At 62.8% G+C, this 12,662-nt stretch carries 10 protein-coding genes and 1 pseudogene; 7 read left to right on the top strand and 4 right to left on the bottom strand.

Annotated elements, in window-relative coordinates; all coding sequences use genetic code 11:
- Positions 1–22 precede the first annotated feature (22 nt).
- Both D2T30_RS19730 and D2T30_RS19725 read right to left on the bottom strand, forming a co-directional pair.
- Positions 23–1,192, bottom strand: coding sequence for an MFS transporter (locus D2T30_RS19730; protein ID WP_128210248.1), 1,170 nt, complete (start codon positions 1,190–1,192; stop codon positions 23–25).
- A gap of 267 nt (positions 1,193–1,459) precedes the next feature.
- The gene (locus tag D2T30_RS19725; RefSeq protein WP_128186089.1) at positions 1,460–2,182 is read right to left on the bottom strand and encodes an IclR family transcriptional regulator; all 723 of its coding nucleotides are present in this window, start codon (positions 2,180–2,182) and stop codon (positions 1,460–1,462) included.
- 429 nt (positions 2,183–2,611) lie between these two features.
- Between D2T30_RS19725 and D2T30_RS19720 the strand changes: the two genes are divergently transcribed.
- The 6 genes from D2T30_RS19720 (at position 2,612) to D2T30_RS19695 (ending at position 11,446) form a co-directional block, all read left to right on the top strand.
- Positions 2,612–5,050 (top strand): membrane-bound PQQ-dependent dehydrogenase, glucose/quinate/shikimate family, encoded by a 2,439-nt coding sequence (locus D2T30_RS19720; protein ID WP_128210247.1) that lies wholly within the window; start codon positions 2,612–2,614, stop codon positions 5,048–5,050.
- 52 nt (positions 5,051–5,102) lie between these two features.
- Positions 5,103–6,011: an ABC transporter permease gene (locus tag D2T30_RS19715; protein ID WP_206613018.1), complete on the top strand. Its 909-nt coding sequence runs from the start codon at positions 5,103–5,105 to the stop codon at positions 6,009–6,011.
- Positions 6,008–7,018 (top strand): ABC transporter substrate-binding protein, encoded by a 1,011-nt coding sequence (locus D2T30_RS19710; protein ID WP_128186093.1) that lies wholly within the window; start codon positions 6,008–6,010, stop codon positions 7,016–7,018. Before D2T30_RS19715 ends, D2T30_RS19710 begins: the two co-directional genes overlap by 4 nt.
- Positions 7,019–7,410: 392 nt before the next feature.
- The gene (locus D2T30_RS19705; protein ID WP_128186095.1) at positions 7,411–8,523 is read left to right on the top strand and encodes a sugar ABC transporter substrate-binding protein; all 1,113 of its coding nucleotides are present in this window, start codon (positions 7,411–7,413) and stop codon (positions 8,521–8,523) included.
- A 177-nt stretch (positions 8,524–8,700) separates the two neighbouring features.
- Positions 8,701–10,503, top strand: a complete 1,803-nt coding sequence (locus D2T30_RS19700; protein WP_128186097.1) for an NAD(P)/FAD-dependent oxidoreductase — start codon at positions 8,701–8,703, stop codon at positions 10,501–10,503.
- Positions 10,504–10,690: 187 nt separating this feature from the next.
- Positions 10,691–11,446 (top strand): SDR family oxidoreductase, encoded by a 756-nt coding sequence (locus D2T30_RS19695; protein WP_277749204.1) that lies wholly within the window; start codon positions 10,691–10,693, stop codon positions 11,444–11,446.
- An 89-nt stretch (positions 11,447–11,535) separates the two neighbouring features.
- Here D2T30_RS19695 and D2T30_RS19690 read toward each other — a convergent pair.
- Together D2T30_RS19690 and D2T30_RS19685 are read right to left on the bottom strand one after the other, a co-directional pair.
- Positions 11,536–11,743 (bottom strand): annotated as a pseudogene (locus D2T30_RS19690) (transposase); the annotation flags it as partial.
- A gap of 134 nt (positions 11,744–11,877) precedes the next feature.
- Complete coding sequence (locus D2T30_RS19685) at positions 11,878–12,282, bottom strand: winged helix-turn-helix transcriptional regulator (protein ID WP_206613017.1); 405 nt, start codon at positions 12,280–12,282, stop codon at positions 11,878–11,880.
- Positions 12,283–12,380: 98 nt separating this feature from the next.
- Here D2T30_RS19685 and D2T30_RS19680 point away from each other — a divergent pair.
- Positions 12,381–12,662, top strand: a 282-nt coding sequence (locus D2T30_RS19680; protein ID WP_164884371.1) for an NmrA family NAD(P)-binding protein, incomplete at its 3' end; no start/stop codon positions are given.

Raw genomic sequence — 12,662 nt, 5'->3', positions numbered from 1 at the left:
GTGCCCGGACAGCGTGAAGCGCTCAGACGGACATGTAACCGTGATGCGGCCGCAGCCCCCATTGCGCGATCGCCAGCGCGATCAGCGTCGATGCCACCGCGGCCCATGGCGTCGCCATCAGCCCCACCCCGGCGACGATCAGCCCTCCGGCAAAGGACGCCCCCGAGACGCCAAGGCTGAAGGCCGCGATGTTGAAGCCCGAGGCCGCGTCGATCGCGTCCGGCGCCTCGGCCGTCGCGACCGCCACCACGCCCGACTGCACGATGGGCGAGATCGCAAAGGCGAAGATCCCCCATGTGACGAGGTTCGCGAACATCGCCAGCGGATGGCTGGCCGTCAGCAACAGCGCCGCCTGCGACAGCGCAAGGCCGGTGATCACCACCTTCAGCGCCTTGCGCGTGCCGATCCGGTCGCCCAGCTTGCCGCCCAGCAGATTGCCGATCACCGTCGCCACGCCGAACAGCATCAGCGCCAGACTGACGCCGCCGGTGCTCACCCCGGTCACATCCGTCAGCAACGGCGACAGATAGGTGAAGACGACGAAGGATCCGCCGAAACCGAAGACCGTGACCAGATACATCGCCAGCAGTTGCGGCCTTGCCAGCAGCGCCAGCTGCGAATGCAGCCCCGTCGGCGGATTGTGCGGGATCGTCCCCGGCAGCCAGAGAAACAGCCCAGCCACGCTTATCAGCCCCAGCCCGGCGACCGCCAGAAACGGCGCGCGCCAGCCGAAATGCTGCCCGACAAAGGCCCCGAACGGCACGCCGACGACCATCGCCACCGTCAGCCCCGCGAACATCAGCGCCACCGCCTGCCCGGCGCGGGACCTGTCCACGAGCGATGTCGCGATCGTCGCCCCGATGGAAAAGAACACCCCGTGCGAGATCCCGGTAACGACCCGCCCCGCCATCAGCACCGCATAGCCCGGCGCCACGGCGGCGATCAGATTGCCAAGCGTGAACAGACCCATCAACCCGATGGCCAGCGCCCGGCGCGGCAGCCCGCCGGTCAGCGCCGTAACGATCGGCGCGCCGATCGCGATGGCAAAGGCATAGAGGCTGACCAGCAGGCCGGCGGTGGGGATCGAGACATCCAGATCCACCGCCATTTCCGGGATCAGCCCGACGATGACGAATTCCGTGGTGCCGATGGCGAAGGCCGACACCGTCAGAGCAAAAAGCCCAAGTGGCATATCCGCCTCCTGCGATTACGGGCGGGCGGCGGCCGGGTGGGCGGTCGTCTGACATGCGCCGGAACATCCCGGCAAGGGGGCCACGACAGCGCAGCACTCCCGCTGCGCATTCGCCCCGGCCGGGGCCGTGGGCGATACCGCGATAACGACGTTCATGATTGTATTCTCGTCTTCGGATGAAAGAGAACGAGAAAATAGGCTCGGCCACGGCAGGCAAAATCCCGGAAATGCGGAATCGTCGTATTTTCAATACTGTTGAACTTCGGCCTATTTCACCTTTTCCGCCTCGCGGATCATCATCCAGGCGATCCCGACCAGCTTTTCGCGCGGCAGGCGGACGGACGGCCCGCTGAGGCCGAGCGCCGCCCTTACCTCGCCCTTTTCGCGCCAGGGCACCGCGACGCAGTTCAGGCCGGGCTCGTAGTTTTCCAGATCGAGCGCGAAGCCCGTGGATTCGACCCGGGCGATCTCCTGCCGGATGTCGGGGCTCAGCGCATCCGCCCGCGCGGCCAGAACGTTCTTCGCCAGCCCGGGCATGAAGGCCAGAAACACCAGCCCGATGGCGGACCCTTCCAGACGTTCCCGCACGCCCACCGGGCAGGAGGTCCGCAGCGACCGATCCGATTCGACGACATCGAGGTAATAGGCCTCGTCACCGCTCGGCACCGCCAGATAGACCGTCTCGCCGGTCTTCTGCGCGATGGTTTCAAGCGCGGGCCGCAGCCGGTTGCGCAGCGCCTCGTCGTCGCCGACGATCCGCGCGAGGTTCAGGATGCGCCCGCCAAGATGATAGCGCGTGTCGCCCACCCGCCTTTGCACATAGCCGAGCGCGTCGAGCGTCTTCAGGATGTTGTGCGCCGTCGTCTTGCCCAGCCCCGTGCGCGCGGCGATATCGCGCAGATGCGCCGAGCCGCCCTCGCGCGCGATAACCTCCAGCATCGCCACGGCCCGCTCGATCGACTGGATCAGCCGCCCGTCGTGGTCTTTCATCCGCCCGTCCATATCCGTCTTTCCGCCTGCCAGTTGCGGTGCAGAATACGCAGTATCCAAGAAAATTCAACATTGTAGGATATACAGTGGGAAAATGCCCAAATTCCCCAGCATTGCAGGATCTGCGAGCATATTCCGGTGAGGCGGTGCGCTGAAAATCCCTGCAGAATTCAATATGGATGAACAAATGCGGTTTCCATGCCCGAGACTGCAGGAATCTATCGTGCAGCCCGAAGAGATGAGCGACATATCGCCGCGTCATGCGCCGGTCCGGGCCATGGATTCCACGTCTGCCGGGCGTGGCACTCGGGTTTATCAGCCAGCCAGACTCAATCGGTCGCTTGCGCGGAAACCAGAGCGTTTCCGCACGTAGCGCCGGAGGGCTGCCGCTGACACGAACGCGAAACCGACATCGCAGGAGGAATGAACATGCCATCCGAAACGACCGGAATCTCGAGAGGATTCTGGTTAAGTGTTCTGGCCATATTTTTGGCCCTTTACGGCATCGCTACGGGGGCGGGTGGTGTCCGGCTCATCACGCTCGGCGGATCGTGGTATTATCTGATCTCCGGGATAGCATTGCTGATTTCGGGCATCCTGCTCTGGCGGCAGCGGATGTCGGGGGCGTGGTGGTTCGCCTCCGTGCTGGCACTGAGCATCATCTGGACGATCTGGGAACGCGGCCTTGCCTACTGGGCCTGGGTCGCGCGGCTTGATTTTCTGGTGCCCCTCGCACTGGTGCTGGCGCTGCTGCTGCCGCGGTTGAGCGGCGGGGTCTCGCGCAGGCTGTCATTGGTGCTGGCTACGTTCCCGGCGGCCGTCATCGTCCTCGGCGCAGCGGCGGCCTTTTTGCCCGGCCGGTCCGATGTCGCCGCCGGTACCTTCCCGGACAAGCCCCTCGTCACGCAGGCACAAACCACGACGGATGCGCCGGACAGCGACTGGGTCGCGTTCGGGCGCGACAAGAACGCCACGCGTTTCTCGCCTCTGACGCAGTTGACGGCAGAGAATGTCGGCGGGCTGAAGAAGGTCTGGGAATACCGCACCGGCGACATGACTCCGCCCGGACAGGTGAATGTGCGCGGTGCCGAAACCACGCCGCTGAAGATCGGCGACGGGGTTTACCTCTGCTCGGCGCTGAACGATATCGTCAAGCTCGACCCCAGAACGGGCAAGGAAGTATGGCGCTATGAATCGGGCGTCGAATGGCAGAACACCCGCTTTGCCGCGACCTGCCGCAGTCTCGCCTATTACGTTTCCCCTACGATCCCCGAGGGCGAGCCCTGTCACGACCGCCTGATCGAGGCGACGGTGAACGACGCGGTCAAGGGCTGGCGGCTGATCGCTGTGGACATGGCGACGGGCAAGGCCTGCACGGGCTTCGGCAATGACGGTCAGGTCGACCTTCTGGCCGGCATGGGCCGTGCCGTTCCGGGCATGGTGTCCGAAGGCGCGCCTCCCGCGATCGTCGATGGCGTCGTCGTCACCAACCACGAGGTATTGGATGGCCAGCTCCGCGATGCGCCCTCGGGCGTGATCCGCGGTTACAGCGCCGAAACCGGGGACCTGCTCTGGGCCTGGGACGTCAAGCGCCCGGACCGCAAGGGCCTGCCGCCCGAGGGCGAGACCTACAGCCCCGGAACGCCGAATTCCTGGGGCGCGCTGGTGGGGGATGACAAGCTCGGCCTCGTCTACGTGCCCACCGGGAATGCCGCGATCGACTATTACAGCGCGCTGCGGTCGCCGGAAGAGAATGCCGTTTCCTCGGCGGTGGTCGCGCTGGACGTGCATACCGGCACACAGCGGTGGGTATTCCAGACGGTGCACAAGGATGTCTGGGATTATGATATCGGTTCGCAGGCGACGCTGTTCGACTTCCCGGCCGCCGATGGCGGATCGGTCCCGGCGCTCATCATGCCGACCAAACGGGGACAGACCTTCGTTCTGGATCGCCGCACCGGCAAGCCGCTGACGGAGGTCGAGGAACGTCCCGCCCCCACCTACAACGAGGTGACGGAAGATCCCCATCCCGCGACGCAGCCCTGGTCCGTCGGCATGCCGCGTCTTGGCATCAGGGATTTCACCGAATCCTTCGCCTGGGGGCTGACGCCGCTCGACCAGCTCTACTGCCGGATCAAGTTCCGCAAAGCCCGCTATGACGGCGAGTTCACCAACCCGACCGTCAGCCAGCCGTGGCTGCAATATCCCGGCAACAACGGCGGCGTGGACTGGGGCAGCATGGCCTACGATCCGCAGACGGGCGTGCTCGTCTCCAACTGGAACATCGTCGCCATGTACAACCAGCTCCTGCCGCGCGACGACGCGGAGCGGCGCGGACTTCAGGCCTATGACGATCCGAACTGGCGTCCGGGTGGCGGCGGTGCCGAAGGCCCCGGCGCACAGGTGGGTGCGCCCTATGCGATCTCGGTCGAGGTGTTCGACAATCCGCTGACCGGCGTGCTATGCTACGAGCCACCCTACGGCATGATCTCGGCCATCGACATGCATACGCGCAAGGTGCTCTGGGAACAGCCGCTTGGCACCGCGCGGGCGAACGGCCCGTTCGGCATCGAGACCGGCCTGCCCATCCAGTTCGGCGTGCCCAGCAACGGCGGACCGATCATCACTGCGGGCGGCCTGATCTTCATCGCGGCAGCAACGGACAATCTGATCCGCGCCATCGACATCAGGACAGGTAAAGTCGTGTGGAGCGATGTCCTTCCCGCTGGCGGGCAGGCAACCCCGATGACCTATGAAACCGGCGGTCGGCAATATCTGGTCATCATGGCAGGCGGGCATCACTACATGCACACCGCCGAGGGCGATTACTTCATCGCCTACGCCCTGCCCGAACCGGTGACGAACTGACAGGAACCGGCCTTCCCCGCCGACCGGGGGAGGCCGCCACCGCGATATGCATATGATGGAGAAACCCCCCGCCCCCGCGACACCTCTGGCCATGCGGATGATCCGCGGACTCGGCCGGGATCTGCGGGACGTCGTCGAGGGTCTGCACGATACCTTCGGATGGCTGCACCGCAGGCCCGCCCATCTGTGGCTGCGCCTTCTGTGCCTGATCCTTATGGTCGCGCTCTGGTCATGGCTCGGGCGCGTCCTACCGCGCGGCTTTTTCGCCACTCCAGGCGAGACGCTGAGCGCGCTTCACGACATGCTTCACGATCAGCGGCGGGAATATCCGAGCGCGATCCTTGAAACCCTCCGCGTCTATCTGGGGGGAATGGCGCTGGCCACCATCATCGGGATTCCGGCGGGCGTTCTGCTGGGCGTGGTGCCGTTGCTGGGACGGGCACTCAATCCCTTCGTCAATGCGCTGGCCGCCACGCCGCTGATCGCGCTGATCCCGATGATCATCCTGTTCCTCGGCCTCGGCACACAGGCCAAGATCGTGATCGTCGCGCTTGGCGTGGTCATGCCGGTGATCGTGAACAGCTACCTCGGCGTGCGTCAGACCGACCCCGACCTGATCGAGATGGCACGCGCCTACCGGCTCGGCTGGTTGCGTTGCCTGTTCCGCGTGCTGCTACCCTCAGCCTTTCCAGCAATCATGGCGGGGCTGCGGCTTGGCGCAACGACTGGCCTTGTCACCAGCGTGATCGCCGATTTCTACACCGCGATGACGGGACTGGGCGCGCTGCTGCAGGTCTATGGCAACAGCTTCCGCATGGATCAGTATTTCGTCGTCGTCCTGACCCTTGCGGGGATCGGCATCCTGACAACCGCTGCCTTGGGCATGGCCGAGCGCCTGCTGACCCCGCCCCCGCTGCGCCGCGGGCTGCCCTCGAGATCCCGAGACCGGACACAACCATGATCCTGCTCCGCCGTATCCTTTTCGCGCTTCTGGCCGCCGTCTCCGCCGCCGAGGTCGGGGCGCAGCCCTTCCGCATCATCGTGACCGAGGCGGACACCCCCCTTGTACCAAATTCCGTGCTGAGCCTTGCTGTGCAGGAGGGATATTTCCGGCGCGCCGGGGTCGAAGTCGAACTGATCCGCGTCCAGCAGACGCCGATGGCCGTCGCAGCCCTGCAATCCGGTCAGGGAGAGATGGCCAATATCTCGCTCGAAAGCCTGCTGATGCTGCACCGCGAAGGGGCAAAGGACATCGTCGCGGTGCATTCCTCGGACAAGGCGCTGCCCTATGTGATCGTCGCCTGCAAGGGGATCACACTGGCAGACCTGCCAGGCAGGCGGTTCGGAATCGGGCGGCCCAACAGCCTCGATCACATGCTGTCCTCGGCGGTTCTGGCCAGCAAGGGCGTCGATGTCGGCGCGCTGGACATGGTTCCCCTTGGCCAGCCCGAGGTCCGCGCGCAGGCGCTGCTGGCCGGGCGGATCGACGCGACGACCCTGTCGATCGGCACCTATCTGTCGCTGCCCGACCATGACCGGGCCGAAGTGCTGATCGATGTTCCGGATTATTTCGCCGCCGCCCCCGTGGTGTCCAAGGTCGATGTGGTCAGGGCTGAGACGCTGCGTGACCGGAGCGACGATCTGGACCGGGTGCTGACGGCCCTGACCCTCGCCGCGCGCGCATTCGCCGAGACCCCGGAGGCATGGATCGCGGCGATGCGCAGGGCGCGCCCGGATGTGTCGCCCGACACACTGGCACAGCTCTCGCGCCTCTATGCCGCAAGCTGGACCGTGAACGGCGGGTTCCAGCGCAGGGAACTGGCCTTTGCCGAAGACTGGTTCAATGTCGGCATCAAGAGGGGATCAGTGAATCTGGTTCATATTGGCCAATGGGCCGATTTCGGCCCGATGGACCGGGTGCTCGCCGGGATTGGCATCGCGGACGGTGCAGATGCGGTTTCGCGCTGAACCCGCGCGAGGCGGCCGTGACCTGTCACCACGCTCGTCGCCTCTGATAATTACTATCTTGGCGCGCATTGCGCCACGGGTTGTGCGAAACGCGTGCATGATCAGGGATAACGAAGCCCGATTTGCGGTCATTCCGCCGAGTTCCGCCATCTCGGGGATCAGCATCGCTATGGGAACAGGACCAATGCCAGACATTGACCGCAGCGGGCGCACCTTCGCTGCCAGACTGTCTGAGCTATCCTGCCGGTGCAATGAAATTGCTTGACTCCAGAAACGGCAAGAAAGTAACTAGATAGTTGTTAATGGCACATTCAATGGATGTGCGGCAAGGTTTGAGGAGGCCTTGTCGCGACCCGCATCCGAATGTGCCGCGTTCGACAGGGAGGGGTTGAATGACGACATTTATCAAGGATTTCATCGCACAGGAAACACTGAACCGACGCAGGCTATTGCTTGCCGGTGCGGCCGGATTGGGTGCGATGACCGTACCGGGGGCCTTCAGGTATGACCGGGCGCTCGCCGCACCGGGCGATCCGTCGCTGGCATGGAGCTATCGCGACCGGGTGGACACCTACTGGAACTCGATCGTCTACAGCGGCGAGACATTCGTCCAGTCTCTGGGCAAGCCGAAATCGGACTTGGTCAATCTGGTCAATGGAGGGTCCTCAGAGAAATCCCTGAGTGACATCAAGTCGTTCCTTGCCAAAAGCAATGGCAATTGTGCTATCGCCTGCGATCCGAACGACAGTCCAAATGCCCGTCCAGTCGTCGAGGCGGTCAGAGCCGCCAACGCCTATATCTCGACGATGTGGAACAAGACAGACGATCTGCATCCCTGGGACTTTGGGGATAACTACGTCTGCCACATGACCTGGTCGAGTGTGAAGCCCGCCGAGGATGCGGCGCGGATCCTGTGCAAGGCGATGGGTGGTAAGGGCGGCATCGTGCATGTCGGCGGGATTGCGGCGAACCAACCGGCGATCGAACGCCTTCAGGGACTGAAGAATGCGCTGCAGGATTTCCCGGATATCGAACTGCTGGATGCGCAGCCCGCCGACTGGGATACGACCAAGGCTGCTGCGCTGATGTCCGCTTTCCTGACGCGCTACGGAGACCAGATCACGGGTGTACATTGCGGTTCAGATCAGATGGCCTATGGCGTGATCGAGGCGCTGCGTGCCGAAGGCATCGAGGGCATGCCCATCGTGTGCTGTGACGGCAGTCCCGAGGCGGTGAACGCCGTGCTGGATGGAAGATTGCTGGTGACCGGATTCGGGAACCCCTACTGGAGTGGCGGCATCCTGCTCTCTCTGGCTTATCACGCGGCCATCGGCACTTTCAAACCGTCCGAAGAACCGAACGAACACCGCGAATTCTATGGTCCTGCGATCCTGATAACCCAGGACGACGCGGCCGAATTCAAGGCGAATTTCGTTGATTCCATTCCGACCTATGACTGGAATGATTTCTGGAACCTGAGCACCGGGCAAATCCGGTACGGCTGACAAGACCGGGGGACCTCGCGACATGGTCAACGGCCGGGGATGTTCTCATACAAAACCGGCATGACAGCAGGGATCGCGGGAATCCGGAAATCTGAACCGTATCCTCGGGGATATGGCGGCAAGCGGACAGGAAGGCCTGCGGGCCTTCACGGATATACACACATAATGGAGAAGATCATGCTGGATTCGTCCTCCCAGGAAGCGCTTACCACATTGGTCACAAAGCTTGAGGATGCCTTGATTGCGCAGGATGCCGAGCGGGTCGCCGGCCTGTTCGCGGAAAGCGGTTTCTGGCGCGATCTGACCGCATTCACCTGGAACATCAAAACCTGCGAAGGCCGCACTGCGATCCGTGACATGGCGGATGCGCAGTTGCCCGCGATCCGGCCTCGTTCATTGAGGCTGAACCTGTCCGAGCCGATCACCTCGACGGACGGGGTGGTGGAAGGCTGGCTGACGTTCGAGACCGAAACAGGCCGCGGCGTCGGTCATATCCGCATAAAGGATGGTGAGATATGGACCTTCATGACCGCTCTTCATGAACTGAAGGGGCATGAGGAAACCTGCGGCTCGCACCGCCCCTTCGGAGCGGAGCATGGCCACGACCCAAAACGGCGGACCTGGAAGGAGAAACTGGCGGATGAGGCCGCGACCCTTGGATATGAGACACAGCCCTACGTTCTGATCATTGGTGGCGGACAGGGGGGAATCGCCCTTGGCGCCCGGCTGCGGCAGTTAGGCGTTTCGACGATCATCATCGACAGGCATGCGCGGCCCGGCGACCAATGGCGCAGTCGCTACAAGTCTCTGTGCCTGCACGACCCGGTCTGGTACGATCACCTGCCCTATATTCCCTTCCCGCCCAACTGGCCGATCTTCACCCCCAAGGACAAGATCGGCGACTGGCTGGAAATGTATACGAAAGTGATGGAGCTGAACTACTGGTCGAAGACCAGGGCGAAATCGGCAAGCTGGAACGACGACAGGAAGGAATGGACCGTCACCGTAGATCGGGATGGTCAGGAAGTGACGTTGCACCCGAAACAGCTGGTCATGGCGACAGGTATGTCGGGCAAGCCGAGCATTCCGCGCTTCCCCGGTCAGGACGTGTTCAGGGGCGAACAGCAGCATTCCAGCCAGCATCCCGGCCCCGACGCTTATCGCGGCAAGAAGGTCGTGGTGATCGGCTCCAACAACTCGGCCCACGACATCTGCGCGGCACTTTGGGAAGGCGGGGCAGATGTGACGATGGTGCAGCGGTCCTCGACGCTTGTCGTGAAGTCCAGCACGCTCATGGATGTCTGCATGAAGGACAGCTATTCCGAACAGGCCCTGGCCAAAGGGATCACGACTGAGAAGGCGGACCTGACGGCGGCGTCGATTCCATATGCGATGCTGCCCGAAATCGGCATCCGGGAATATGAAGAGATCAGAAGGCGCGACGCTGATTTCTACACCGCTTTGGAGAAGGTGGGCTTCATGCTGGATTTCGGCGAGGACGGCAGCGGCCTTGCCATGAAATACATGCGCCGGGGCTCGGGCTATTACATCGACGTGGGCGCCTGCGATCTGGTGATCGACGGCTCGATCAAGCTGAAATCCGGCGTGGGTGTGGACCGGCTGACCGAAGACGCGGTAGTCCTGTCGGATGGCACCGAACTCCCCGCCGACCTAGTGGTCTATGCGACAGGTTTCGGCCCGATGAACGAATGGGCTGCCGAGCTGATCAGTCAGGAGGTCGCGGACAAGGTTGGCAGATGCTGGGGGCTCGGGTCGGGCACCACCAGGGATCCGGAACCGTGGGAGGGCGAGTTGCGCAACATGTGGAAGCCGACGATGCAGGAAGGCCTGTGGTTCCACGGCGGCAACCTTTCCCAGTCGCGCCATTATTCCCGGTATCTGGCGCTGCAACTGAAGGCGCGGGAGGCAGGCCTCTATACACCCGTCTGGGACCTGAGCGCGCCGCATCACACCAGATAGAACGGCGGATTAGCGTGTTCATCGGCGACGCCGCGACGGCTTCGCCGATGAACACGCGCCGTTTCATGGCGTGCCCCGCGCGCCACATATTTCCTGAATCCGAATGTAATGGCTGTCGTCGCATCGGGCCGGACGAACCAGTGAGGAAAAGAAATTGGGCAATTGCGTAGAGGGACTTTCGATCATCGTGACGGGTTCCGGCAGGGGGATCGGACGGGCCATGGCGGCCGGTCTGGCTGCGGCCGGGGCCAATCTGACGATCGCCGATATCGATCAGGCGGCGGCCGAGGCGACGGCAGCCGATATTCTGGCAATGGGCGGCAGGGCCACGGCTGTCGGCGTTGATGTGACCGATCGGGTGGCCGTGCGTCGAATGATCGCTCATAGCGTCGCGGAATATGGCCGTCTGGATGTGGTGTTCAATAACGCGGGCATCGCTCAGGTCCGGCGTTTCGGCGACATTACCGAGGCGGATTGGCGCCGGATGATGGATGTCAACGGGCTGGGTGTTCTGATCGGAATACAGGAATCCGCGGTTCAGTTTATCGCGCAAGGAGGGGGAGGCAAGATCGTCAATACGGCTTCGGTCGCGGGCAAGCGGGGTTCCGAGGCGCTCGGACATTATTCCGCCAGCAAATTCGCCGTGATCGGACTGACGCAGGCCGCCGCCCAGTCCTATGCCGCACATCGCATCACCGTCAATTCGATATGCCCCGGTATCGTCGCCACCGACATGTGGGATGCCATCGGCAAGGGCTTCAGGAACGAAGGGATGACAACCCGCGACGATGCCGCTTTCGAGCAGGCCCTGACCGGCGTCACGCTCGGCCGTCCGTCCACGCCGGAAGATCTCGTCGGAGTCGCAATCTTTCTCGCCTCGCCGGGGTCGGACTACATGACCGGGCAAAGCCTGGTCATCGATGGCGGAATGGTGTTTTCGTAACATATGGAGGTACTCGCGCTGCTTCGGCAGAAGTCTGTTGAGCATTTTTAGCCACTCCCTACGGCAGTGGGGACAATTGCACGGCGGCTGTCGCTCCAGGGCTTCCAATGGTTGTAGAGGATCTTGGCGGGTCCGTATTCCTTCGGCGCATGACACCGCCTCAAGCCATTGCGATTGATGAAGATTATGCCACTGATAACACGGCGATCATCGACGCGGGGTTTGCCATGGCTTTGGGGGGAAGAACGGCTTCAGCCGCTCTATCTGGGCGTCGGTCAGCCAGTAAAGATTGCTCATCAATCAGGTCTCCTTGCGTAGCCTGAATCACGCAAGAAGGCTGAAATCAATGGGTCTGGAGCCTAAAGCGGTCGTTTGGTCAAGCCCGGCGAGGGGACCGTATGCTTCTGGCGTCCGACCTGAATGATATGGGGTTACAATCTCACTTCGTCGTAAGCGCGGCGGTTTTCTCTGATGGAATGCAGGTTGTCGCGGACCCAGAAGTTAAGCCCTTCAAGAGCGCGCAAGGCGCCGATACCCATGTCGGTCAGTTCATATTCGACGCGCGGGGGCACTTCCGGGAAATAGTAGCGGGCAATCAGCCCATCGCGCTCAAGGTTGCGGAGCGTGAGTGTCAGCATGCGCTGAGTGACACCGTCCACCTCCTTTTTGAGCGTTGAGAAGCGGAGCCGATGTCCCTCCGCGAGTGAAAGCCGCCAAAGGACTGGAACAGTCCATTTGTCACTCAGCAGCGCGCAGACCCCGTTTGATGGAACGGGCCTGAACACCCGGCTATCCCCAGACCCTTGTGGTGCGTCGGCATGTATCTGTTCGTCCAAGGGTATCATCCTTGTGCCTGATGCAGAAAAATGTGCCGTCTTCCGGCAGGTTTATATTGGTATATATGGATAGCCCTTGTTCTATGCGAGGGTATCCAATGACCGATGACAAAAGACCCATGCTGGTTTTCGGTGCCACCGGGCGGCAGGGAGGATCTGTCGCCAAAGCCTTGCTGAAGGCAAGGTGGCCCGTTCGCGCGCTTGTATTGGACGCCGCCGGGACCGCATCCTTGAGGCTGCGGAATGCTGGCGTCGAGCTTATGCAAGGCTCATTCGAGGACAGGGATGTCATCCGCGCAGCCATGGAAGATGCTTATGGCGTCTTCAGCGTGTTGCCGGGGAACCTGACTGCTGAAGAGGAAGTGCGCCATGGGGTCGCG

The organism is Paenirhodobacter populi, from assembly GCF_004022215.1.
Lineage (GTDB): Bacteria > Pseudomonadota > Alphaproteobacteria > Rhodobacterales > Rhodobacteraceae > Rhodobacter > Rhodobacter populi.
The sequence above is the reverse complement of the archived record's forward strand: the minus strand, read 5'-3'. Positions and strand labels throughout refer to the sequence as shown.

Excerpts from the sequence above, each read along its gene's own strand:
- D2T30_RS19730 (WP_128210248.1), bottom strand. The coding sequence starts at position 1,192 with ATGCCACTTGGGCTTTTTGCTCTGACGGTGTCGGCCTTCGCCATCGGC.
- D2T30_RS19725 (WP_128186089.1), bottom strand. The coding sequence starts at position 2,182 with ATGAAAGACCACGACGGGCGGCTGATCCAGTCGATCGAGCGGGCCGTG.
- D2T30_RS19720 (WP_128210247.1), top strand. The coding sequence starts at position 2,612 with ATGCCATCCGAAACGACCGGAATCTCGAGAGGATTCTGGTTAAGTGTT.
- D2T30_RS19715 (WP_206613018.1), top strand. The coding sequence starts at position 5,103 with ATGATGGAGAAACCCCCCGCCCCCGCGACACCTCTGGCCATGCGGATG.
- D2T30_RS19710 (WP_128186093.1), top strand. The coding sequence starts at position 6,008 with ATGATCCTGCTCCGCCGTATCCTTTTCGCGCTTCTGGCCGCCGTCTCC.
- D2T30_RS19705 (WP_128186095.1), top strand. The coding sequence starts at position 7,411 with ATGACGACATTTATCAAGGATTTCATCGCACAGGAAACACTGAACCGA.
- D2T30_RS19700 (WP_128186097.1), top strand. The coding sequence starts at position 8,701 with ATGCTGGATTCGTCCTCCCAGGAAGCGCTTACCACATTGGTCACAAAG.